Origin of the sequence: Paraburkholderia metrosideri, from assembly GCF_904848625.1 — a bacterium.
GTDB classification, from domain to species: Bacteria; Pseudomonadota; Gammaproteobacteria; order Burkholderiales; family Burkholderiaceae; genus Paraburkholderia; species Paraburkholderia metrosideri.
On the sequence record NZ_CAJHCP010000001.1, the window covers coordinates 243,053 to 264,983 of the forward strand.

Genomic DNA, 21,931 nt, shown 5'->3' on the forward strand with positions numbered 1-21,931 from the left:
ATGCTTGCATGTATTACGTCACGCGCTCCTCGCCGCTTGAGCATGCGTGAGAAATAGCGGACTACGTGATGAGTTGGATGGAGGATGCGTGACGCATGACCGACCGGGTTGAGAGCCCGTCCAGCGCGATGGGTAACGGCATATCGCGCCGGACGGTACCGGCATCTGCCTCGCATCAATCGGATCGATACTTAGGCTAACTACTTATGGCCCACCGGCAACAGGCTGCCGAGCAGTGTCGTCACACCATTGGTCGCGCCGCTCGAGCTGGTCGTCGAACCTGCTGTCGAACTGAGCGTGGCGGTCAACGTGCCGACCAGCGACGTCACCGGCGACAGGAGCTGTCCGGCGCCGCTGCCGCCCGACGTACTGCCCGTCAGCCCCGTGAGGGTGCTCGTGAGCGTCGTCAGCGGATTCGACGCGCCGCTCGCGCCGGTCGTGCCGCTCAACACCGACGTCAGCGATGCAAGCGGCGTACCGTTCAATGCCGAGGTCAACGAACTCAACGGCGTGCCGCTCAGTGCGGAGGTCAGGCTGGAGAGCGGCGAGCCGCCGAGTAGTGTCGTCACCGAGCCAAGCGGATTGCTGCCGAGCCCGAGGCTCGCGAGCGAGCTTTGCAGCGGGCTCAGCGGATTGACGCTGGTGGCCGTGCCGCTCGCGACGCTCACATTGGTGCTGCCGACCAGACTCACGATCAGACCAGGAATCGGATTCGCACCGTTCGGGCCGTTCGGATTGACGAGGCCGCCCGCGTTGGTCACGGTATTGCCGAGCGAACTGACCAACGTGCCGACGTCGCTGCCCAGCGCGTTATTGGTCGCCGAGCCGACTTTCGATCCCGCCGAATTCAACGCTCCGCCCACTTGCGCCAGCACTCCGCTCAGCGGAACGCCCAGCCCCGTCTGGGTACCGACCGTTTGCGTGACGAGGCCGGCGGTTTGCACGATCGGCGTGATCGCGGTGCTGATCGGCTGGGTGACCTGCTGGACCGGCGCGGAAGCCAGCACATTGCCGAGCGTGGCGCCGCCTGCGTTCAGTGCGCCTGCCGTAGTCGACAGAACGCCGGCCAGCGGTGTGGTCACCGGTGCCAGCGGCGCAAGATTACCCGCGCCGAGGCCGCCGACCGCGGTGCTCAATCCTTGTACGACGCCGCTCGTCGAACTGACTACCGAGCCGAGTCCGGCGACCGTGGTGCCGACCGGATTCGCAGTGGTGCCGGTCTGGCCGATCCCGTTGCTCACCGCATCGGCGAGCGAATTCAGGGTGCCGCTCGTGCTCGATACGGCACTGCCGAGGCCTTGCGTCACCTGCGGGCTGAGGCCCGGAATGGTCTGCGAGGCGATCGTGGTGCCGAGATCGGTGGTGGTTTTCGCGGCGGTGGTGGCGAGGCCGCTGGTGCCCGTCGACGTGATGGTCGTCGTACCCGTGGTGGTCGTGCCGCCGCCGCTGCCACTACCGGTGCTTGAGGTCGGCGGCGCGCTGACGGTGCTGCCGCCACAGGCCGCGAGCATGCTGGCGACCGCGACCGACACGGCGACCAACGGCGCGCGCAACGACGACACGGTCGCGCACGCCGCATGGAGAGTAAAAAAACGTTGAGTGGACATGGTGTGCTCCTCTGTGTCATGCAGTTGTCGTGTGCGGATGTTTCAGCGCGCCGTTGCCACGGATATCTGAGCGGCGCGGCCCAGGTCATGCGGGATGCGTGGAGGATCCGGCCGCGGCTCGCAAGCCGCGTTCCGGAGCCGGGTCATGGCATCTTTTTCTTGAGTCCTGAGGATCGCGAGCGGGCCGCTTACTTCTTCGTCAGTCCGCCGAGCAGGCCAGTGACGAGCGAAGTCACCGGCGACAGCGGATTGCTCGAGGTTCCTTTGCTGCTGGTTGCCGACAACGACACGCCGGTGCCCGAGCTGGTCGCGGCGGACGCGGTCGCCGACGACGTCGTGGCCGCTGCCGTGGTGGTGACGCCGCCGAGCGCGCCGGTGACGGTGGTCAGCAGGCCGGTGACCGGCGCGAGCGGGCTGCTGGTGCCGCCGGTCGCGCTGCTCAGGACGCTCGTCACGCTAGTGAGCAGGCCGGTGACCGGAGCCAGCGGGCTGCTGCCGGTGCTGGAGCCGCTGGTCGCGCCGCCGAGCGTGCCCGTGACGGTGGTCAGCAGGCCGGTGACGGGAGCGAGCGGGCTGCTGGTGCCGCCGGCCGCGCCGCCCAGGCCGCCCGTCAGGGCGGTGAGCAAGCCGGTCACCGGAGCCAGCGGGCTGCTGCTGGTGCTGGAGCCGCCGGTTACGCCGCTGAGGCCGCCGGTCAGGCCGCCCAGCGCGGTTGTCAGCGAGGTCAACGGATTGGTGCTGGTGCCGCCGGTGAGCAGGCCGCCTACCGAGGCGACGGTCGTACCGGTTGCGGTGACCGTCTGGCCGAGCGCCGTCGTGACCGGGTTGTTACCCGTTGAGGCCAGCAGCGAGCCCGCTTTGCCGAGTCCGCCGCCGACCGTGGACAGCAGCGTGTTGACCGGTGCGCCAAGACCCGTAGCGGTGCCGACGGTTTGGGTCGTGGAGGCGAGCACCGACGTAATCGGGGTGATCGCGGTGCTGAGCGTCCGCGTGACCTGTTCGACCGGACCCGTCGACAGGGCGGTGGTGAGCGTGCTGCCACCCTTGGTGACGGCCGTGCCGAGCGTGCTGACGACGCCGCCGAGCGGGGTGGTCAGCGGGGCCAGTGGCGAGAGCGCGCCGTTGCCGAGGCTCGTCACGAGGGTACCGGTGTCGGTGACCGCATTGCCGACCTTGCCGACCACGCCGCCCACGCTCGACACCGTCGTGCCGACTGCATTGTTACCGGTGCCGAGTTGACCGAGTCCTTGCGACAGACCGGAAGCGAGCGTCGACACAGCCGAACCGACGTCCTGCACGACCTGGCCAGTGGCTTGAGTCGTTTGTGCGCTCACGCCGGGCAGCGTCTGCGAGCCGATCACCGAGCCGAGGCCCGTCACCGTCTTGCCGACGCCGTCGACCACACCACTGGCCTTGTCGGTCACCGTGCCGAGCGCATTCGCGACCGTCGTGCTGGTGCTGCCGGTTCCCGACGTGCCCGACGTACCGGACGTGCCGGAGGTCCCCGAGGTGCCCGACGAGCTACCCGTATCGGTCGTCGTGGTGGTGCCGGAACTGGAGCCCGAACCGCCCGAACCCGATGAACCGCTGCCGCTTCCGTTCGTGGAAAGTGTGCCGCCATCGGATCCGCTGCCGCTGCTGCCGGTGCCGGAACTGAGACTTCCGGAGCCGCCGCAGGCGCCAAGCGAAAGCATCGCGGCGATGCTCGCCGCAATCAGGGTTGCCCGTACTGTGGTGGTGGTCGTTTGAATGGTCATGTCGCCCTCGGATCGCATGTGTTATTGAGTGTTGCTGCGTGCCTACCTCTGCATGAGCCGTGCCATTTCGACAGAAGATTGCAGAGAATTTTTCGACGATGCAGCGCTCGACCTTATGCAGCGGGGCTTGACGAGGATTCGATGAAGTGTGCGCGACGCGTGAATCCGTTCCTGAAACGCGTTTCACGGGGCGTTGACGCGAGCCGCGTAACGTAACGAGCCGCGCGCGCCGTTACGATGTACGGCGTAACGCAAATACAGACACAAGGCTCGCGCGCTTCAAACGTTCTGTTCAAACAGTTATTTAGTGCAGCGAATCTAACTAGTGGTTATTCCTATGTGCTGAAAAGCGCGAATGGCCGTTAACCCAGGTAAGGCGAACAAAACGCTGGCGGTTTGTGGTTTCGGGCTTAGGACAATTGCTTAAATAAGATTGTTCGGCTATAAAACCCAAAAGCATTACGGATTGACGACGGAGGTTCGTTATCGAACAGACTGCACCAGTACATCCGTTTTAGTGAGCACCGCTGCAAATTGGGCTACTGAGACGCAACACCAGGCACCAGGAAATGAGAGACCGGGGGCCGTGGCGTCGACAGTGCTCGAGGCTTGATGCAGCTTCAAAGACACGAAATAAATCAAGTTCCGAGGGTAAAAATGAAAAAGTTCACACAACGCTTCCTGAGAGATAACAAAGGCGTGACAGCCATTGAGTACGGGCTGATCGCGGGGCTGATCGCACTGGCCATTGTGGGGGCGGTGAACGGCTTGAGCACCGAGCTCTCTTCCGTTTTCACCAGCATCACGAACGCGGTCAGCGGCGGGAAATCGTCGTGACAGGCAAACCCTAAACGTTGCGCGAAGCACGGTGGCGTCGTTACGTCACCAAGCTGCACGGCCGTTTAACGCATCGTTGTATTGATTAATGCGAATTGCATAGCAATTCGCATTGCGTTGCTTCGCCTGTTGAGTGCGAGATGAATAACTTCGCCGGTATTTCTTTATTTATTGCCTGGGCCGTGGTTGTCGCAATTAGCGACTGCCGCGCCCGGCGTATTTCTAATTTATTAATTGCTGCCGGTTTAGCGGCGGCATTCGGCTGCGCGTTATTTCAAAGCGGGCCCTTTGGCATTTCGTTACTCCATTCCAGCATCGGTGCAGCGGTCGGCCTGGTGGCGTTGTTGCCGTTCTTCGCGCTGGGTGTGATGGGCGCCGCGGACGTGAAGGTGTTCGCCGTGCTGGGTGCGTGGTGCGGCATGCATGCGTTGCTGGGACTGTGGATGGCCGCGAGTCTGGCGGCCGGGGTGCATGCGCTGTGGCTGCTCATTACGACGCACGTAAGCCGCACGAGTTGCACGAGTTGCGCACGGCTTGCGGGGTCGGCCCGTCTGACAGGGGCGACCTTCGAGTTGGGCGGCAAGGCCTCCACGCCGTATGCCGCGTGCCTCACGGTCGCCGCGATGGTGTGGCTGGCGCTCAATGCAACCGGCGGAGCCGCGCGATGAGCCCGCTGCCAACCCAGCTCGCCTTGCGGATCGAAGGACGCGCCGAAACCAGGCGCGCAGCACGACCGGCAACCCATTGCGCAAGCAGAGCGCTCGAGCGCGCACCGGGGCGTCGGGCGCACGCGCAGCGCGGCGCCACTGCGATTGAATTCGCGCTGGTGTTCCCGCTGTTCTTCTCGATCCTGTACGCGATCGTCATGTTCAGTCTGATCCTGGTGGCGCAGCAGAACCTCACGCTCGCGGCATCGGAGGGCGCGCGTTCCGCGTTGAACTGGCGGGCCAACGGGGGCCTCACCGATGCGATCCAGAAGCGCACCGACGGGACCTGTACGACAGCGAAATTGATGATCAGCACACTCGTAAAAAAGATGGATTGCACGGCGACCCAGGTGACCTGCAACGGTGGCATGGTCTGCGTGACGGTGACGCTCAAGTACGACTATTCCACCTATCCGGTGATACCGACGTTGCCGCTGCTGAGCTATGCAGTGCCGACGTCGCTGACAAGTACCGCCATGGTCCAACTTAACCCGGAGAACGTTCAGTGATGTACGCGCCGGCTTCCAGCCTTCCTGACCGTGAGCGCGTGTCCGCACGCGCTGATCACACGGCCTCGTGCGCGGCCTTGCTCATGGCCGTGTTCGCGATCGTTGCGACGATCGTGTTTAACCGACGCAGCCCATCGTCATGCCGAATCTGACCAAAATTTTTGCCGGCGTGCTGATCGCCGTGGCACTCGTACTCGGACTGTTCGCGTGGTCGCTGTCACGCCGTCCAGCGCCGGTGCCCGTTGCTCCCGTTGCGCAGGCGGCCTTCCCGGTCGTCGTGGCGAGCCAGAGTTTGCCGCCCGGCAAGCCCATCACCGCCGATCAGTTGCGTGTGCAATCGCTGCCAATCAACCCGAGTGGCGCATTCACCGATGCGTCGCAACTCGTCGGCCGCGTACCGGGCGTCGAGATCGGCGCGGATTCGCCGGTGCTGGAATCGCAACTGTCGTCGGGGATCGCCGAGCGCATCGAACCGGGCGAGCGTGCGCTTGCCGTGCGCGTGGACGAGAGCAACGCGGTGGGCAACCGCTTGCGGCCCGGCAATTTCGTCGACGTGTTTTTCACGCTCAAGCGTGACGGCAACGGCATGGGCGGTGAGATCGATCGTACCCAGGCGCGTCTGCTGATGTCGAAAGTGCGCGTGCTGGCGTTCGGCAACGCGACCACCACGGGCGACACCGGTGGCGATCCTAACGGCATGGTGCGCACAGCCGTGCTCGCGGTGCCGGTCGCCGACGTGGACCGTCTGACGCTGGCCGAGAGTTCGGGGCGTCTGGTCTTCGCGTTGCGCAATCCGAGGGATGCCGAAGTGGTCGATCAAAGCGTGTTGCCGGTGCTGCCGGGCGTGCTGAAGACAGCCGCTCACACGGGCGATCCGGCTACCCAGCAGGACTCGACGCGCGCCGCAGCGGGCGTGGCGCTCGACGCGCTGTCGGGCAGCAGCGAAAGCGGCGCGGGCGGACGGCTGCCGCCGGTCCCGCGTCTGCCGGTGCCGGCTACCACGCGCGTCGCGGCGAACACGAACAGCACAAATAGCGGTATCGAAGTGATACGGGGTGGGCGCGCCGAAACGGTCGCCCGATAAGAAGTTTCAGGGAGCGGGCGGCCAATCGCCTCCATAACTACATGACAGAACGGATTTTTGTTTTCAGAAAGGCGGTATGGGTTGGATTGGCTTTGCTGGGCGTATCGGCTGCGACTGACGCAGCCGGTCCGGCGCAGCGTGCGCAAACCGCGCATACGGCCCAGTCAGCCGATCCGGCCCAGACCGCGCTTGCGATGCCCGCGCAAACCCTCGATATCACGGTCGGCGCGCAGCAGCAGGTAGCGATCGGCCATGCGTTGCAGCGGGTCGCGATCGGCGATCCGGCAGTCGCGGACGTGCTGATCATCAAGGGCGACAAGCGCGGCGGTCTGTTGCTGGTCGGCAAGGCCGCCGGCACGACGAGCCTGATGGTCTGGACGCGCGATCGTGACGCGCCGCTGAACTACACGGTCAACGTGGTCACGCCGGCGGCGGCAGCGCTGCTCGGACCCGATACGTCGGCGGTGAAGGTGCTCGGCAAGACGGCGGTGGTGTCGGGCTCGTCGACCACGACCGAAGCCCACCAGCGGGCTGTGGTCGCGGCGGAAGGCGCGGTTGGCAAGGACGGCGCGGTGTTCGACAGCTCGACGGTGGCGAGCCGCGCGGTGGTGCAGGTCGACGTGCGGGTGGTCGAGTTCAGCCGTTCGGTGCTCAAGGAAGTGGGCTTCAACTTCTCCAAGACCAACAACGGCTTTACGTTCGGCTCGTTCGCACCGTCTGCGTTGACGTCGGTGTCGGCGACGGCGGGCGCGGCGCCGGTGGTGGCGTCCACCTCGCCGATCTCGTCGGCGTTCAACCTGATTTTCAACTCCACCACGCACGGGTTGTTCGCGAACCTGAGCCTGCTGGAGAGCAACAACCTCGCGCGCGTGCTCGCCGAGCCGACGCTGGTGGCACTCTCCGGGCAGAGCGCCAGTTTCCTCGCGGGCGGCGAAGTGCCGATTCCGGTGCCGCAGGCGCTGGGTTCGACGTCGATCGAATTCAAGTCGTACGGGATCGGGCTCACGCTGACGCCGACCGTGCTGAGCCCGCAGCGCATCGCGTTGAAGGTGGCGCCCGAGGCGAGCCAGCTCGATTACACGAACGCGGTGACGATCAGCGGCGTGTCGGTGCCCGCGTTCACCACGCGCCGTGCCGACACCACGGTCGAACTCGGCGATGGCGAGAGCTTCGTGATCGGCGGACTGATCGACCGCGAGACCGCGTCGAACGTGTCGAAGGTGCCGATGCTCGGCGATCTGCCGGTGATCGGCGCGTTCTTCAAGCAGTTGAACTATTCGCAGAATGAAAAAGAACTGGTGATTATCGTGACGCCGCATCTGGTGTCGCCGATCGCGAAGGGCGCCATCTTGCCGACGACGCCTGGCGAGCAGTCGGAGCAGCGCAATGCGCCGGTGTGGCGTTCGCTGCTCGGTGGCGTGGTGGCGACCCGCGACGCCGTACCGGGCTTTTCGAAGTGATGCCGGCAGCCGCTCCGTGGGCGTGCCGGTTGCATACGGTTTTGAGCCGGCGCGCGTGCGAATCGCGTGCGCACGCCGGCAGGCAGTACGACGCGGCGGCTTCATCGCCAATGCCGCAAAAGGATGTCCACTATGAACGCGAGAACGCATTCATTGACTGAACGGGCGGTCACCGACCATTTCGTGTTTGCGTCGCTAGCCGACGCACACGTGCATTGGCTCGCCGATACGCTGACGAGCGCCGGCGCGGTCGAAGCGGCCACGCTCGATCCGGCGATGCTGATGCAGCGCATCGCGACGCTCAACCCGTCGCTGGTGTTCGTCGATTTTTCCGGCGGCCACGCGGCGGCGGCGAGCGCGGCGGTCAGCGCGGTGCGCGGGGCGTCTGCGGGCATGCAGATCGTCGCGCTCGGCTCGCTGGCCGAGCCGGAAAGCGCGCTGGCCGCGCTGCGGGCGGGCGTGCGCGATTTCATCGATCTGTCCGCGCCCGCCGAAGACGCGCTGCGGATCACCCGCCAGGTGCTCGACAATATCGTCGAGCCGGTCAGCCGCCACGGCCAGGTCACGGCGTTGCTGGGCGCGCGCATCGGCATGGGAGTCAGCACGCTGGCCGCGAATCTCTCCGTCATGCTGCAGCGGCGCGATGTCGCGCAGGGCCGCAAGGCGGCGTTGCTCGATCTCGGCCTGCCTGCGTCGGACGGTTCGCTGCTGCTGAACACGCGCAGCGAATTCAATTTCGTCGAAGCCGTGCGCAACCTGCGCCGCTTCGATCAGACCTTCGTGCATACCGCGTTGTCGCATCATTCGAGCGGCCTCGCGCTGACCGCGTTGCCGCCCAATCTCGCCGATATGCGCGAGGTGTCGTACTCGTCGTCGATCGGGTTGCTGAACCGTCTGCGTGCTTTCTTCGACCAGCAGATCATCGACCTCGGCGGTTTTACGAACAGCGAGTTCATCGCACATGTCGTGCAGGCCTCCGACGAAGTGTGGCTGCTGTGCGATCAGGGCGTGGCGTCGATCGTGTCGGCGGTCAGCGTGCTCGATTCGTTGCGCGAAGAGGGCGTGGATACCGCCAACGTGAAGCTGATCGTCAACAAGTTCGACGCCGATCTCGGGCTCGCCGCCGCACAGATCGCGCAGCGCCTGGAAATTCCGCTGCTCGCCACCTTGCCGGAACGCCGTGTCGCGCTCGGACAAGCGGTCAACCAGGGGCATCTGCTGGCCGACGTCGCCGCGCGCGACCCGTATGTGCGTGCGCTGGAGCCGTTGATCGAGCAGCTTGGCGGCGCGCAGCGCGATAGCGCGCAGACGCGTGGCGGCAAGACCGCCTTCGGTGCGCTCAAACGCTTTATTCCTACTACTCAAAAGCGGTCATAGAGATGGCAAAAGAGATCGAATTTGCCGACGACGCGCCTGCGTTCGCGCATAGCCAGCAGTTCCAGGACATCAAGAACGCAGCGCACGAACATTTGCTGACGCGTATCGAGGAACTCGGCTCGGAGTTCGGCCGTTGGTCGCGTAACGCGATCAACCAGTTCGTCGATCTGGAGATGGACAGCTTCGTGAGGCTGCGCCGGATTCCGATCAACGAGAGCGAAGTGCGCCTGATCGCCGAGGCGTTGACCAAGGAGTTGGCCGGCTTCGGTCCGATCGAGGACCTGCTCGCCGATCCGGCCGTCGAAGACATTCTGATCAACGGCTACAACGATGTGTATGTGTCGCGCCACGGCATCCTGACGCGCATCCAGGTGCGTTTCGCCGACAACGCGCACCTGCTGCGCATCGTGCGGCGCATTCTCGCGCCGATCGGCCGGCGGCTGGACGAATCGAATCCGATGGTCGATGCGCGTTTGCCGAACGGCGGGCGCGTGAACGTGGTGATCGAGCCGCTGTCGATCGACGGGCCCATCGTGTCGATCCGCAAATTCCGCAAGGATCCGATGCGGCCCGACGATCTGCTCGCGAACGGCACCTACAGCGCGGAAATCGGCGCACTGCTGCAAGCAGCGGTGGCGGCACGTTGCAACGTGCTGGTGTCGGGCGGCACGAGTTCGGGCAAGACCTCGTTGCTGAACGCGCTGGCGTTTCACGTGCCCGAAGGCGAGCGCGTAGTGACGATCGAGGACACCGCCGAGCTGTCGCTGAATCACCCGCATGTGGTGCGGCTCGAAAGCCGTCCGGGCGGCTTCGACGGCGCGGGCGTGGTGACGATTCGCGACCTGCTGCGCAATACGCTGCGGATGCGCCCGGACCGCATCATCGTCGGCGAAGTGCGCGGTGGTGAAGTGCTCGAAATGCTGCAGGCGATGAACACGGGCCACGACGGCTCGATGGGCACCGTGCACGCGAGTTCGCCGCGCGAGTGTCTGTACCGGCTCGAAATGCTGGCGGGTTTCGCCGGCTTCCAGGGCACCGAGTCGAGCCTGCGCCGGCAGATCGCCAACGCAGTCGACTTCGTCGTGCAGATCGGCCGGCTCTCCAATGGACGCCGCCGGATTCTGTCGATCACCGAAGTCACGGGTCTGTCGGACAACATCATCGCGAGCCAGGAGTTGTATCGCTATGAACCGATCGTGAACGCCGAAGGCGAGGAACTGGACAACTGGGTGTCGCTGGGCATTCATCCGCATTCGCCGAAGCTCGCGCGCTTCCGTCAGGCGCTGGGCGGTACCGAGCCGAACAATGCGTTTGGCAACGCGGGCTTTGGCGGCAGCGGCGGTGGTTTCGGCGGCGGCTTTGGCGGGTCGGGCGGCGGCTTTGGCGGAGGCTTCAATGTCTAGCGCAGTACTGGTCTTCGTGGCGCTCGCGCTGCTATGCGCGGCGCTTGCGCTGCTGCTATGGCAACGCGGTACGCAACGCAAAGGCCAGGCCATCGTCGAGCGTTATATCGACAGCCGCATGGCGTCTGCCGCACCCGCTGTCGCGGCAGGCGGCGGCATGACGGGGGGCCTTAATCCAGCTGCCGGTGCCGCGCCGCGCGCGGCCCAGGCACGCGCGGCGGGGGCGGTACTGATCGCGCCACAGGCGCCGGCCGCCGACGCGGACTGGCTCGCGCGCTGGACTTATCTGCAGGCGCGCGCGCGCTTCATGCTGCAACACGTGATGGCCCGCGCGGGCATCGGCAACGCGAAGCGCGCGGTCACCGTCGTCGTGGTCTGCATGCTGGCGCTGGGCGTCTGGGCTGGCAGGCTGGGCGGCCTGATGGGCGCGTGCGTCGCGCTGCTCGCAGGTGCGGCGTTCGTCTATTTCCTGCTGATGATGCGCGTGAACAAGCGCCGTCAGTTGATCGTGCGGCAGTTGCCGTTGTTCCTGGACGGCATCGTGCGGCTGATCACGCTCGGCAATAGCGTGCCCGCCGCTTTCCAGGCCGCGCTGCAAACCACCGACGCGCCGCTGCGCGAGTGTCTTGACTATGTGTCGAGAATGCTGCGCAGCGGCGTCGAAATCGATCGCGCGCTGTTCCAGGTTGCCACGATCTACGGCGTGCGCGAATTCGAACTGGTCGGTGCGGTGTTGCGCCTGTCGGTGAAATACGGTGGACGCGCCGACGTGATGCTCGACCGCATGTCGTCGTTCATGCGCGATCTCGAACAGGCCGAGCGCGAGCTGGTTGCGATGTCGGCCGAAACGCGGTTGTCGTCGTGGGTGCTGGCGGCGTTGCCGGTCGGCATCGGCGGCTTTCTGATCCTGTCCAATCCTAAGTACTTCGCGTCGATGTGGTTCGATCCGGCCGGCCGCCAACTCGTCTATCTGGCGTTTGGCTTGCAGGTGTTCGGAGCGTATCTGCTCTACCGTCTATCGAGCCTGAAGGACTGATCATGCAAGCGCATCAACTCGTTGCAATCGCGCTCGCTCTGGCCTCGGTCGGGGTATTGCTGCTTGCCGGACTGGTGCTGGCGCGCGTGGCGGCGGTCCGGCGTAGCGAACGTACGCTGCGCCACGCGCTCGACGAACGGGCGCTGCAAAGCGCCGCGCTCGCCGCTGCGTCGCGCAGCGCAGATGGCGCGCAAGCGAACGCGAAGGCTACCCGGCCCGTGCAGCCGAAGGGTTTCAAGGGGCTGCTCGAACGTTTCGCGCACGCCGGAGTTCGCTGGCTCGACACGCCGTTCGGCCGTCAGGTGGTGGCGGAGGAAGAGCGCCGTCTGCTCGAACAGTGCGGTTTCGTGGATACGCGCACGCGCGGCCTGTTCCTCGCGTTGCGGATGCTGGGGGCGGTGTTGTTGCCGGTGGTCGCCGGCATGCTCGCGACCGGGCACGTGAGCGGGCCGCGTTACGTGACGCTCGTGGTGGGCGCGGCGATCGTGGGCTTCATGCTGCCGAAGTTCATCCTCGCGCGACGCGCCCGCCGGCGTCGCAATGGCGTGGTCAATGAATTGCCGCTGCTGGTCGATCTGCTGCGCCTGTTGCAAGGCGTGGGTTTGTCGCTCGATCAGGCATTGCAGGTCGTCGTCAGCGATTTTCGCGGCATGTTGCCGGTGCTGTCGAGCGAACTCGAAATCGCGCAGCGCCAGTTCGTCACCGGCCGTACCCGCGAACAATCGTTCAACCGCCTGGCGCAGAGCTACGACAACGAAGACCTGCGCGCGGTCGTGCGGCTGCTGGTGCAGGTCGACCGGCATGGCGGCGCGGTGCAGGAGCCGCTCAAGCAGTTCGGCGACCGCTTGCGTGAAATGCGCCGCGCGATGCTGCGCGAACGCATTGGGCGTCTCACCGTGAAGATGACGGGCGTGATGATCGTCACGTTGCTGCCCGCACTGATGATCGTGACCGCCGGGCCGGGTGTGCTGGCAGTCAAGAATTCGCTGCACGTGTCGCAGCATTGAGGACCGATCGATGATTCACCGCTTATCTACTCATGACTGGATGCACCGCGGCCGCGGCTTTGCGCGCGGCGCCGTGGCGCTCGTGGCGTTGTCGCTGCTGGGCGCGTGCGCATCCAGAGGAGCGTCGGGCTACGGGATCGGCGAGCAGGCCGAGCGCGCAATGATGGCGCAGCAGTCCGACAAGAACGCGGCGCCCGATACCCCCGGCATGTACCTCGGCCTGATTGACCAGATGCAATCGCAGGGGCTGTACTTTGCGTCGCTCGCGCATATCGATGCGTACGAAAAGCAGTACGGCGTGACCCCCGACACGATTGTTCTACGTGCTGACGCGCTGCGTATGACCGATCAGCCGGCCGCGGCGGCCCAGGCCTATGGGCAGCTCATCAAGACGCCGCTTGCGGCGCGCGGGCATCGCGGGCTAGGTCTCGTGGCCGGCGCGAGCGGCGATTTCGCGCTCGCCGCGCAGGAGCTGCAACAGGCTGCCGAACTCGCGCCAACCGACCCGGTCACGTTGTCCGACCTCGGCTACGCCAGACTGCGCGCCGGCGACATCGACGGTGCGCGCGTCCCGTTGATGAAGGCGGCCGAACTCGACCAGAAGAGCCCGAAGATCGTCAGCAATGTGGTGCTATATCTGCTGGCCAATGGCGACCAGGCTCAGGCGCAGGCGGTGATGAATCAGCAGAACTTCGCCGCGGATGTGCGCTCGGCGCTTCATACCGACGCGGCGAAAGTGGCTGCGGCGGCGCGTGTGCAGTCGCGCGGCGCGGCGGTCCAGCCAGCGCCGCAGGTGTCCGGCGGCCCCGGTGTCGCCCGTGACACAGGCGCCCCCGGTGTCGCGGGCGGCGACTCGCGAACGGTGGCGAGCGCACAAGGGATCGAGCCCGCACCGCGTCTGTTGCAGCGCTTTTCGCAGTGAACGGGGGGTTGGAAGACGGTGGGCTGGCCGCGCGAATCGGCAGAGAAGCGGGCAGAGCGGAGAAGCAGGCAGTGAGTCATCAGGCATTCAGGGAGAAAAAAATGACAAAGACAAACATGACACGGGGCTGGAACGCATCGATGCTGTGCTTCGGTGTGGCGGTGGCCGTCGTGCTCGGGACCCCGGCTTTGGCCGTGGCGCAGACGGCTGCGGACGCGGAGCCAGCTCAGGGGGCCGCCCAGGCATCGGCGCAGGACGCGGCTCAGGCATCGGCGCAGGACGCGCAGCCGGTGGTTCTGGTCAGTGAAATCGGTCATTCGACCCGCGCGTGGCTCGATCTGCAAAGAAGCAACACGCAGGCCGCGCCGATGTTGCCGACCTTGGGCACGGAAGCCGGACTTGCCTATCGGCGTTACATGGAGTCGTTCAACAGCAAGATTCCCGATCTGTATGGTTCGGCGTTGAGTGGCGGCGGAAGTAGCGGTGGCGGAAGCGGCGGCGCCGCGGGCAATACTGGCGGCTTGAACTGACATGAACAGGCAGCCATCGTGCTCGACGGTTGATGCTGGCCATATGCGTCGGCCGCACCGGCCGCGCTGGCGGCGCGTCGGTGGCGCACGCCGTCAGCGGGGCGCCGTCGCGATGCTCGCGGCGATCTTTCTGATCCTCGCGGTGGTGCTGCTCGGCGCGATCGATATCGGCAATATCTATTTCGTGCGCCGGCAGTTGCAGCGCACTGCCGACATGGCGGCGATGGCGGCGGTGCAAATGGTCAGCATGCCCGCGGGTTGCACCGGCGCCCGTAACACCGCGACGGCGACCGCGCTGGCCAACGGCTTCGCGGTCGACTCCACGCCCGCGAAAACGACCACGCTCACGACGAACTGCGGACGCTGGACTACGGGCGCGCCGGCCTTCAACAAGGACGGTACGCCGCTCAACGCGGTGCAGGTGCAGGCCCAGCAGTTCGTGCAGCCGTTCTTCGTGGCGCCGTCTTTCCCTAATCTGGGCCGCACGGTTTCAGCAACCGCGACCGCCTACACGACCAACATCGACCAGTTCTCGCTCGGCACCGGTGTTGCGACCATCAACACGCAGCAGTCGGCGCTGCTGAATGCGATTCTGACCGGGCTGTTGGGCTCGAAAATCGCGCTTAGCGTCGCTGACACGCAGAGTATCGCGGCAGCGAACATCAAACTGGGCGATCTGATGACAGCGCTCAATCTAGGTTCGATGCAAGCGCTGCTGGCTACTTCGGTGACCTATCAGCAATTTGTCGTGGCAATGGCGAAGGCGTTGCAGAGCGGCGGCGACACGGTCAACGCGACGATTCTGCAGACGCTGGCCGTCAACGTGCCTGGTAGCCAGAACATCACGCTGGGCGGCAGCGGTTCGACGCCCGGGCTGCTTTCGCTCGGGCTGTCCAATCCCGATTCCGCGGCGACGGCGACGGTCAATGTGCTCAACACTGTCGTGGCAGCCGCGCAGATCTCGCAATACAACCCGAACGGCACTGCGCCCGTGATCAACCTCACGGGCGGACTGACCGGGGTCGCGGGAATTTCGTTGCAGCTCATCAACCCGCCGGTGGTGGCGGTAGGCGAGGGTGGCCTGACGCCGCCGATCCAGGCGAGCACGGCAGCGGCGAATCTGACCGTCACTTTGCTGCCGGTGGGGTTGCAGCCACTGGACCTGTTCGTCGCAAAGGTGTCGGCGTTCAGCACGCCGCTGGTCGTGTCGCTGAAGGTTGCGGGGGGCAATGCAACGTTGACCTCGGTCGATTGCGAAAGCACCAAGGCGGCAACGACGGCCGCCATCAAGGTGACGCCTAGCATCACGTCGGTGTGCCTGGCGTCGAATGCATCCTGCAGCGGTTCCATCAATGTGGCCAGTATCTCGGTGCTCGGGGTCAATGTTGCCACCCTGGGGTTGGGCAGCACCGGCTGGCTGAGCCTGTCGCCCGCCCCGCAGACGTTGTACTTCAACGGCTCAACGGGCAGCTTCAAAACGAGCCAGACCATTAATTCCAACCAGCTTGGCAGCGACGTGGGCAATCTGACCGGCACGTTGCTCACGGCACTGCCTAACGTATTGAAGATCACGGTGCTCGGCAGCAACTTTCTGGGCGACATTCTCTCGACCATCCTGTCCGGTCTGACCAACGCTCTGAATCCGGTGCTCACCCCCATTTTCAATCTGCTCGATTCCGTCCTTGTCCCGGTGCTCTCCCTGCTTGGCGTTCAGGTCGGCACGGCCACCGTCAATAATCAGGCGCTGACGTGCGGCGTCGCGCAACTGGTCCAATAGCGTATCCAAGATGAGAACGACCACCAAAATCGAGGAACTCGATATCTACGTCTGGGAGGGCAAGGCCGACATCGTCGACCGGGTCGCGCGTTGCATGGCGAGCTTCGACGTCGAAGTGATCCGTGCCGACGATATTGCGATCTCGCCCGAACGGACCGCGTTGCGGCCGTCGCTTGCGATCATCAGTGTCTCGGTGATCGACAGCGGCGCGCTGATCTTGCGCGACTGGCAGGCCGCGCACGGTATCCCGGTGGTGTGGGTCGGCGCCGCGCCGCGCGAGCACGATCCGGCTGCGTACCCATCCGAGTATTCGCACATCCTGCCGCTCGATTTCACCTGCGCCGAATTGCGCGGCATGGTGATGAAGCTGGTGCTGCAAATGCGCGCGCACAGCGCCAAGACGCATGAATCCGACGCGATGATCGCGAATTCGGAATGCATGCAGGCGTTGCTGCACGAAGTCGACACCTTCGCCGACTGCGATACGAGCGTGCTGGTGCATGGCGAAACCGGTGTCGGCAAGGAGCGCATCGCGCAACTGCTGCATGAAAAACACAGCCGGTACGGGCAGGGTCCGTTCGTCGCGGTGAACTGCGGCGCGATTCCGGACGGGCTGTTCGAGTCACTGTTTTTCGGCCACTCGAAAGGCTCGTTCACGGGTGCGGTCGTCGCCCACAAAGGCTACTTCGAGCAGGCCGACGGCGGCACGCTGTTCCTCGATGAAATTGGCGATCTGCCGCTGTATCAGCAGGTCAAACTGTTGCGCGTGCTCGAAGACAGCGCGGTCACGCGGATCGGTTCGGCCGCGCCGGTGAAGCTCGACTTCCGGCTGGTGGCGGCGACCAACAAGCATCTGCCGCAACTGGTGAAGGACGGCACGTTTCGCGCCGATCTGTACTACCGGCTCGCGGTGATCGAGTTGAAGATTCCGTCACTCGAAGAACGCGGCGCGGTCGACAAGATCGCGATCTTCAAAGCATTCATTGCGCAGGTGGTCGGCCAGGAAAAACTGTCCGCGTTGCCCGATTTGCCTTACTGGCTCGCGGACGCTGTCGCGGACACTTATTTCCCGGGCAACGTGCGCGAGTTGCGCAACCTGGCCGAACGGATCGGCGTGACGGTGCGGCAGATCGGCGCGTGGGATGCGGCTCGGCTGCAACGCCTGCTGGCGCTCGCGCGCAGCAGTCAGCCAGTGCCCGCGGAAAGCGCCGCCGAAGTGCTGGTGGACCGCAGCAAATGGGACATGGCGGAGCGCAACCGCGTGCTTGCCGCGCTCGATGCAAACGGCTGGCGTCGCCAGGATACGGCGCTCTATCTGGGCATCAGCCGCAAGGTTTTGTGGGAGAAAATGCGCAAGTACCAAATTTTCGATGAAGAGCCCGAAACGCGCGAAAGTGAGTAATAATTAGCCCGTTTTACTAAAACAAAAACTGTTCGAGCAGGAATTACATGGACCGAAAGTCGAGACTACGACAGATTGCGTTTGCCGCATTCGTCGCATTGGGAGCCGCTCAAGGCGTGAATGCTCAGGCTCTGCAAGCCAGCGGCGCTAACGCTGGCGTCGTTTCCCAGCCAGGCACCACCACGGCGTTGCCCTCCACCTCTATATCGCAAGCCGGGCAGACCGACACCAGTGCGTTGACACCCGACGAAAGCAAGCAGTCTGCCGCAGGCAATGTGGCCGAATTGCAGCAAATGATTCGCGGTTCGGACCTCAGTGAATTGCGCACTACCTACAACGGCAGCTACGGTGCGAGCTTGCTGTTCTACGGTAAGGAGATGACGTTCTACGTCGCGTTGTTCCAGCAGAAAAACTTCTGGCGCGTGATCAAGACCGACGACGCAACGCGCGCGGAACTGATCTATAAGGACTTCGTGCGCCAGACCGTGCAGCTGTCGGAAGTGGAGATTCGCCGTACGCAGCTGGAGGCGCAGAAGGTCTTCACGCAACGCATGATCGCATTGTCGCAAGATCGCGCGAACCGCCTGCAGGCCGACATCGACGTTGCGCGTCAGCAGCAGAGCATCGTGGCGAGCCAGCAGCAGCAAACCCGCGCCGAGGCTACGGCATTGGCTCAGCAGAAGACCGTCGCGCAAGACCAGTTGCGTGCCGCGCAGCGCCAGGTGCGCGAGTTGCAGCGTGAACTGGAAACCGGCCTGCCTCCGCACTGAATGTGTTGTTGAAAACGGGCTAACCAGGGCGGGCGCAGCGGTGGTAACAGCGACGTCCGCCTGACTCTATTGCTGGGTTATCAGGTTTGTAGCGCGATGGTGGTGATGATCGCGTTGCCGTCTGTTCCTGGTAGGCATTGCGCAGCGCCTAGCCTGCCCCGCGAGTTTATCGACTCGAGGCGGCTATTTTTTGCGGAAGCGCGCTTTACTCTGGTGGCAGTCGGCTGTCCGGGTGGCGGGCTTGTCACCGGTTTCTGTAGCACCCACATTCCTCGTTTGTTGCGCAGGTCCGCTTACCTAACGGACGCTTTCGCATGTGCGCCCCGGCGCCGCAAACCACTAGCCGCAAACCCAACCACTAACGCTTTTTCTTCCCCTCCGAAGAGGGTTCCTTTGCGGTCGTTTTACGCGGCTCAACCGGATCGATGGCAATTGGATCGCTGGCGGGAAAGCTTTCCTCCAGCGCTTCGTCAAGGCGGCTTTCGACGGAATCGACAGGCGGCGGAGTTTTAGCAGACTGAGCTTCAGGATGCTTCTTGCTGGTCATGACGTGCTCCGTTAGAAGAAGGTCGATTGGTTCAGCATAGCGCATAGTCCTTGCCGGCGAATATCGTCCGAATGACATAGGACGCTGCGTCGTAAGCATTTTCTTCACAGCGAGACTATGAGCTCGTTCGTCTGCGCGCACGCAAACCGCTTCGTTTCAGTGGATCACAAGGACCTGAAAAAGCCTTTGGACGTGCTGCGCCTGAGCGCCTCGCACGTTGGCGACGCTGAACGGGAGAATGTGGATTGGGTAACGAAGCAGCCTGTGCTGCGCGCGCTGGATGCCATGGACGACTGACGCCGCTCGCGAGCGCTCACACGCGGATTTGAAGCTGAGACAGAGTAGGGGGACGAACTGGAGAGGGTTTTGCAGCGGCTCGGTCACTTAGCGGAATAACCTGCCAGGCGGGGTTGTCGTGATAGCTGATGTAATCGGCATTATCGAACGACATGACCGAGCGCTGCTGAAGCGATTTATTCGTGGCTGCCGCCGTTGCCGCCGTTGCCGTGATTGCCACCGCCGTGACTGCCGCCACCGTGGTTGCCACCATCGCCACCACCCGTGCCGAACAGACGCCGGCGACGCGTGACGACCACCGGGCCATCCGACGTGCTGTTGCCGCTGCGCTCCGACGGCGGGCGGTCTGACGACGGCGCGCCATACGACTCGCGCGGCTCGCGCGGTTCACGATGCTCGCGCGGTTCACGCGAACCGTGCGGCCCACGCGTGTTGTGCTCGCCATGCGACGGACGACCCGCGCGCGGCGCCGGACGCGTGCCGGTGTCGAGCTGAATGGTTGAGATCGCGCGCTTGTAGATGCCTTGCAGGCCGACAGGCGTGCGCAGCATCACCAGGTACTGATCGAACGACTCGATGCACCCGGTCAGCCGAATGCCGTTGACGAGGTAGATTTCGACGCGCTTTCGTTCTTTGCGCGCAGCGTTCATAAAGTCGTTTTGCGGGTGCGATTCTGCGGAAGCCATGGACAATTCAGGTTAGAAAGACGGTGGTTCGCCGCAATTCTACCCTGTGTGGGGATAGAGCGCGTCGGTGGGCGAACTGCGTCCACTATACCGGCTTGGGGACACATAAGCATCTGATTACTCTTGACTGTAACGTTGCGTTACGAATCTGCGGACGAATGGCGTGTTCTGCCTGCCTCCCCAGGCGATCCCCGCAACGCTGGCGGAAAAAAGATGGAGAAAGGTCTGACTGTCGGCGGAATAAATCAGCTCCTGCCGGCGTTAAGTCATGCATGGCGATGCTGCATTCCGCGTGTGGCCGTTCGGTGACCTGACAGGTGACTGACAGCGGAAGGTCATCCGATCGGGCAGCGTCCAGCCGAATGTTCATCAGGAGACTGATCATGACGATATCGCGCATTTTTTCCGCAGTTTGCGTGTTGCTGGTGCTTGCGTTCGGCTCGCTTGCGACCAGCGCGTGCACTTCCGCGACCGACAGTACCGCGTCGGGCAGCAGCGGCAATAGCAGTGGTGGCGGTTACTAGGCATCGATACACGGGTGACATTTGAAGCAGAAGTGATTGCGTGGCTCCCGCAGTTGCGCCGCTATGCGCGCGCACTGACGGGCGACCGCGCGTGGGCCGACGATCTGGTACAGGATACGGCGGAGCGCGCGCTTGCGCGCTGGTCTGCGTTCCGGCCCAATAGCAACCTGCGGGCGTGGCTGCTGACCATCCTGCGGCATCTTTATATCGACCAGTTGCGCGGCCGCCGCGAGATTGCCGTCGACGATGAGAGCGCGCCGTGGCGCAATCTCGAAGCGCCGCATGGCGAGGTCGACGGCCTGGTGCTGCGTGATCTGCAGCGGGCGCTGTATTGCCTGCCGGTCGAACAGCGCGAAGTGCTGCTGCTGGTCGGCGTGGAGGAGCTGTCTTATCAGGAAGCGTCGAGTGCGCTGGGCGTGCCGATCGGCACGATCATGTCGCGGCTGTCGCGCGCGCGTGAGCATATGCGCGTACTGCTGACCGAAGGGCCTGCGCAGGGAGCGGCTCAGGGGAGTGCGCCTGGGACGGGGCGTAAGGCTCCGCCGTTGAAAGTAGTGAGAAATCCGTGATGAATAACGACGACTACGATCACAGCTTGCCCGAGGGGCTCGATCTGCGAGCGCTGTCGGCGTTCGTCGACGGCGAGTTGCCGGAAACCCGGCGCATCGAAGTCGAGGCGATGCTCGCGCAGCATCCGCAGGCGGCGGCGAAGGTGGCGGCGTGGCGCGCGCAGAAGGCCGCGCTGCGGGTTTTATGCGGGTTGCCGCGACGGAGTGACAGTGCGGCGGTTGCTGGGCACGGGGAGTTGGGCGAGGCTGACGGGTACGGCGAAGGGTACGGCGAATCCGGCGCGCGGGGTGACTGGCACGAGCGTAACGCTAGCGCCGGGCACGACGATCGCGACATTCGCAGCGACGACGATAAACGCAGCGACCGCAGCGATCACCACGACCGCAGCGACCACCACGACCACCACGACCGCGATAAAGAACACCCCGCCCGTGATCAACGTCACGCCGATTCCTCTCGTGACAACCACACCATCGGCGCCATCGATACCCCCGCCACCGAACCCGCCTTCATCGTCATTCGCCGTCCGGTGCCGTGGTGGCAACGCGTCGGTATCGCCGCCTGCTGGCTGGCGCTTGGCGCAGGGCTCGCGCTCGTCCTCGGGCCGCTCGCGCCGCGCCTGACCGGCGGCGCGTGGAGCGGCCTGGGCGGCCAGCCTGCGGGCTTCGCGCAGCGCGCGGATATTGCCTATGCGGTGTACACGCCGGAGCGGCGTCATCCGGTGGAAGTGGCGGCCAGTGACGAAGAGCATCTGATCAACTGGCTCTCCAAACGACTGAACCGGCCACTGTCGGTGCCGTCGTTGCAGGAATACGGCTACTCGCTGGTGGGAGGGCGGCTGTTGCCTGGCGAAGCGGGCCCCGCTGCGCAATTCATGTACGAGAATCAGAAGGGCGCGCGCCTCACGCTGTACGTGACCGGCATCACGCGCGACGAAACCGCGTTCCGCCTGTTCCGCGACGGCAACCGGCGAACCTTCTACTGGATCAGCGACGGCATGGGTTATGCGTTATCCGGTGCGATCGCGGAAGACAAGCTGCGCTCGATGGCCATCGACGTGTGCAGCGCGTTGGGTGGAAAACCGGAGTCGTGGCAGTAGCGTGCGATCGGTAAACCGATCAG

The 21,931-nt window shown here is 64.5% G+C and carries 22 protein-coding genes; 18 read left to right on the forward strand and 4 right to left on the reverse strand.

Annotated features, from left to right (window positions below; translation table 11 throughout):
* Nucleotides 1–200: 200 nt before the first annotated feature.
* Nucleotides 201–1,607 (reverse strand): collagen-like triple helix repeat-containing protein, encoded by a 1,407-nt coding sequence (locus tag LMG28727_RS00970; RefSeq protein ID WP_201640452.1) that lies wholly within the window; start codon nt 1,605–1,607, stop codon nt 201–203.
* 188 nt (nt 1,608–1,795) lie between these two features.
* On the reverse strand, nt 1,796–3,364 hold the full coding sequence (locus tag LMG28727_RS00975) for a collagen-like triple helix repeat-containing protein (protein ID WP_201640453.1): 1,569 nt from the start codon (nt 3,362–3,364) through the stop codon (nt 1,796–1,798).
* A 657-nt stretch (nt 3,365–4,021) separates the two neighbouring features.
* On the opposite strand from LMG28727_RS00975, the gene LMG28727_RS00980 reads away from it, so the two are divergent.
* The 14 genes from LMG28727_RS00980 (at nt 4,022) to LMG28727_RS01045 (ending at nt 18,185) form a co-directional block, all read left to right on the forward strand.
* Nucleotides 4,022–4,201 carry a Flp family type IVb pilin gene (locus tag LMG28727_RS00980; protein ID WP_201640454.1) on the forward strand — a complete coding sequence of 60 codons (180 nt, stop codon included), beginning with the start codon at nt 4,022–4,024 and terminating at the stop codon, nt 4,199–4,201.
* Between the two features lie 140 nt (nt 4,202–4,341).
* Entirely contained in the window at nt 4,342–4,869 is a 528-nt protein-coding gene (locus LMG28727_RS00985; protein WP_201640455.1) for an A24 family peptidase, read from the forward strand.
* On the forward strand, nt 4,866–5,417 hold the full coding sequence (locus LMG28727_RS00990; protein ID WP_201640456.1) for a TadE/TadG family type IV pilus assembly protein: 552 nt from the start codon (nt 4,866–4,868) through the stop codon (nt 5,415–5,417). Before LMG28727_RS00985 ends, LMG28727_RS00990 begins: the two co-directional genes overlap by 4 nt.
* A gap of 139 nt (nt 5,418–5,556) precedes the next feature.
* Nucleotides 5,557–6,501, forward strand: coding sequence for a Flp pilus assembly protein CpaB (gene cpaB / locus LMG28727_RS00995; protein WP_201640457.1), 945 nt, complete (start codon nt 5,557–5,559; stop codon nt 6,499–6,501).
* 41 nt (nt 6,502–6,542) lie between these two features.
* Entirely contained in the window at nt 6,543–7,961 is a 1,419-nt protein-coding gene (locus LMG28727_RS01000; protein ID WP_201640458.1) for a type II and III secretion system protein family protein, read from the forward strand.
* Nucleotides 7,962–8,093: 132 nt separating this feature from the next.
* Nucleotides 8,094–9,338 carry a fimbrial protein gene (locus LMG28727_RS01005; RefSeq protein WP_201640459.1) on the forward strand — a complete coding sequence of 415 codons (1,245 nt, stop codon included), beginning with the start codon at nt 8,094–8,096 and terminating at the stop codon, nt 9,336–9,338.
* A gap of 2 nt (nt 9,339–9,340) precedes the next feature.
* Nucleotides 9,341–10,741 (forward strand): CpaF family protein, encoded by a 1,401-nt coding sequence (locus tag LMG28727_RS01010; RefSeq protein ID WP_201640460.1) that lies wholly within the window; start codon nt 9,341–9,343, stop codon nt 10,739–10,741.
* Nucleotides 10,734–11,777, forward strand: coding sequence for a type II secretion system F family protein (locus tag LMG28727_RS01015; protein WP_201640461.1), 1,044 nt, complete (start codon nt 10,734–10,736; stop codon nt 11,775–11,777). The genes LMG28727_RS01010 and LMG28727_RS01015 overlap by 8 nt, the downstream gene beginning before the upstream one ends.
* A 2-nt stretch (nt 11,778–11,779) precedes the next feature.
* Nucleotides 11,780–12,784: a type II secretion system F family protein gene (locus tag LMG28727_RS01020; protein WP_201640462.1), complete on the forward strand. Its 1,005-nt coding sequence runs from the start codon at nt 11,780–11,782 to the stop codon at nt 12,782–12,784.
* A 10-nt stretch (nt 12,785–12,794) separates the two neighbouring features.
* Nucleotides 12,795–13,706, forward strand: coding sequence for a tetratricopeptide repeat protein (locus tag LMG28727_RS01025; protein WP_201640463.1), 912 nt, complete (start codon nt 12,795–12,797; stop codon nt 13,704–13,706).
* Between the two features lie 101 nt (nt 13,707–13,807).
* A complete protein-coding gene (locus LMG28727_RS01030; RefSeq protein WP_236591551.1) occupies nt 13,808–14,236 on the forward strand; it encodes a DUF3613 domain-containing protein in 429 nt (142 codons plus the stop codon).
* Nucleotide 14,237: 1 nt separating this feature from the next.
* Entirely contained in the window at nt 14,238–16,013 is a 1,776-nt protein-coding gene (locus tag LMG28727_RS01035) for a TadG family pilus assembly protein (protein WP_201640464.1), read from the forward strand.
* Nucleotides 16,014–16,023: 10 nt separating this feature from the next.
* Nucleotides 16,024–17,415 carry a sigma 54-interacting transcriptional regulator gene (locus LMG28727_RS01040; protein WP_201640465.1) on the forward strand — a complete coding sequence of 464 codons (1,392 nt, stop codon included), beginning with the start codon at nt 16,024–16,026 and terminating at the stop codon, nt 17,413–17,415.
* A gap of 47 nt (nt 17,416–17,462) precedes the next feature.
* Nucleotides 17,463–18,185, forward strand: a complete 723-nt coding sequence (locus LMG28727_RS01045; protein ID WP_201640466.1) for a DUF2968 domain-containing protein — start codon at nt 17,463–17,465, stop codon at nt 18,183–18,185.
* A 358-nt stretch (nt 18,186–18,543) separates the two neighbouring features.
* On the opposite strand, the gene LMG28727_RS01050 is transcribed toward LMG28727_RS01045, so the two are convergent.
* On the reverse strand, nt 18,544–18,732 hold the full coding sequence (locus LMG28727_RS01050; RefSeq protein ID WP_201640467.1) for a hypothetical protein: 189 nt from the start codon (nt 18,730–18,732) through the stop codon (nt 18,544–18,546).
* Between the two features lie 117 nt (nt 18,733–18,849).
* On the opposite strand from LMG28727_RS01050, the gene LMG28727_RS01055 reads away from it, so the two are divergent.
* A complete protein-coding gene (locus LMG28727_RS01055) occupies nt 18,850–19,029 on the forward strand; it encodes a hypothetical protein (protein ID WP_201640468.1) in 180 nt (59 codons plus the stop codon).
* Nucleotides 19,030–19,205: 176 nt separating this feature from the next.
* Here the strand turns inward: LMG28727_RS01055 and hfq are convergent, their stop codons facing one another.
* Nucleotides 19,206–19,715 (reverse strand): RNA chaperone Hfq, encoded by a 510-nt coding sequence (gene hfq, locus LMG28727_RS01060; RefSeq protein ID WP_201640469.1) that lies wholly within the window; start codon nt 19,713–19,715, stop codon nt 19,206–19,208.
* Between the two features lie 383 nt (nt 19,716–20,098).
* On the opposite strand from hfq, the gene LMG28727_RS01065 reads away from it, so the two are divergent.
* Genes LMG28727_RS01065 through LMG28727_RS33945 form a run of 3 tightly spaced genes read left to right on the forward strand, consistent with a single transcriptional unit; the run spans nt 20,099 to nt 21,908 of the window.
* The gene (locus tag LMG28727_RS01065) at nt 20,099–20,239 is read left to right on the forward strand and encodes a hypothetical protein (protein ID WP_201640470.1); all 141 of its coding nucleotides are present in this window, start codon (nt 20,099–20,101) and stop codon (nt 20,237–20,239) included.
* A 14-nt stretch (nt 20,240–20,253) separates the two neighbouring features.
* Nucleotides 20,254–20,808: an RNA polymerase sigma factor gene (locus LMG28727_RS01070; RefSeq protein WP_201640471.1), complete on the forward strand. Its 555-nt coding sequence runs from the start codon at nt 20,254–20,256 to the stop codon at nt 20,806–20,808.
* Complete coding sequence (locus LMG28727_RS33945; RefSeq protein WP_236591552.1) at nt 20,808–21,908, forward strand: anti-sigma factor; 1,101 nt, start codon at nt 20,808–20,810, stop codon at nt 21,906–21,908. Before LMG28727_RS01070 ends, LMG28727_RS33945 begins: the two co-directional genes overlap by 1 nt.
* Nucleotides 21,909–21,931: the final 23 nt, after the last annotated feature.

What these genes read in the sequence shown, in the direction of transcription:
- LMG28727_RS00970 (WP_201640452.1), bottom strand. Translation starts at nt 1,607, where the DNA reads ATGTCCACTCAACGTTTTTTTACTCTCCATGCGGCGTGCGCGACCGTG.
- LMG28727_RS00975 (WP_201640453.1), bottom strand. Translation starts at nt 3,364, where the DNA reads ATGACCATTCAAACGACCACCACCACAGTACGGGCAACCCTGATTGCG.
- LMG28727_RS00980 (WP_201640454.1), top strand. Translation starts at nt 4,022, where the DNA reads ATGAAAAAGTTCACACAACGCTTCCTGAGAGATAACAAAGGCGTGACA.
- LMG28727_RS00985 (WP_201640455.1), top strand. Translation starts at nt 4,342, where the DNA reads ATGAATAACTTCGCCGGTATTTCTTTATTTATTGCCTGGGCCGTGGTT.
- LMG28727_RS00990 (WP_201640456.1), top strand. Translation starts at nt 4,866, where the DNA reads ATGAGCCCGCTGCCAACCCAGCTCGCCTTGCGGATCGAAGGACGCGCC.
- cpaB (WP_201640457.1), top strand. Translation starts at nt 5,557, where the DNA reads ATGCCGAATCTGACCAAAATTTTTGCCGGCGTGCTGATCGCCGTGGCA.
- LMG28727_RS01000 (WP_201640458.1), top strand. Translation starts at nt 6,543, where the DNA reads ATGACAGAACGGATTTTTGTTTTCAGAAAGGCGGTATGGGTTGGATTG.
- LMG28727_RS01005 (WP_201640459.1), top strand. Translation starts at nt 8,094, where the DNA reads ATGAACGCGAGAACGCATTCATTGACTGAACGGGCGGTCACCGACCAT.
- LMG28727_RS01010 (WP_201640460.1), top strand. Translation starts at nt 9,341, where the DNA reads ATGGCAAAAGAGATCGAATTTGCCGACGACGCGCCTGCGTTCGCGCAT.
- LMG28727_RS01015 (WP_201640461.1), top strand. Translation starts at nt 10,734, where the DNA reads ATGTCTAGCGCAGTACTGGTCTTCGTGGCGCTCGCGCTGCTATGCGCG.
- LMG28727_RS01020 (WP_201640462.1), top strand. Translation starts at nt 11,780, where the DNA reads ATGCAAGCGCATCAACTCGTTGCAATCGCGCTCGCTCTGGCCTCGGTC.
- LMG28727_RS01025 (WP_201640463.1), top strand. Translation starts at nt 12,795, where the DNA reads ATGATTCACCGCTTATCTACTCATGACTGGATGCACCGCGGCCGCGGC.
- LMG28727_RS01030 (WP_236591551.1), top strand. Translation starts at nt 13,808, where the DNA reads ATGACAAAGACAAACATGACACGGGGCTGGAACGCATCGATGCTGTGC.
- LMG28727_RS01035 (WP_201640464.1), top strand. Translation starts at nt 14,238, where the DNA reads ATGAACAGGCAGCCATCGTGCTCGACGGTTGATGCTGGCCATATGCGT.
- LMG28727_RS01040 (WP_201640465.1), top strand. Translation starts at nt 16,024, where the DNA reads ATGAGAACGACCACCAAAATCGAGGAACTCGATATCTACGTCTGGGAG.
- LMG28727_RS01045 (WP_201640466.1), top strand. Translation starts at nt 17,463, where the DNA reads ATGGACCGAAAGTCGAGACTACGACAGATTGCGTTTGCCGCATTCGTC.
- LMG28727_RS01050 (WP_201640467.1), bottom strand. Translation starts at nt 18,732, where the DNA reads ATGACCAGCAAGAAGCATCCTGAAGCTCAGTCTGCTAAAACTCCGCCG.
- LMG28727_RS01055 (WP_201640468.1), top strand. Translation starts at nt 18,850, where the DNA reads ATGAGCTCGTTCGTCTGCGCGCACGCAAACCGCTTCGTTTCAGTGGAT.
- hfq (WP_201640469.1), bottom strand. Translation starts at nt 19,715, where the DNA reads ATGGCTTCCGCAGAATCGCACCCGCAAAACGACTTTATGAACGCTGCG.
- LMG28727_RS01065 (WP_201640470.1), top strand. Translation starts at nt 20,099, where the DNA reads ATGACGATATCGCGCATTTTTTCCGCAGTTTGCGTGTTGCTGGTGCTT.
- LMG28727_RS33945 (WP_236591552.1), top strand. Translation starts at nt 20,808, where the DNA reads ATGAATAACGACGACTACGATCACAGCTTGCCCGAGGGGCTCGATCTG.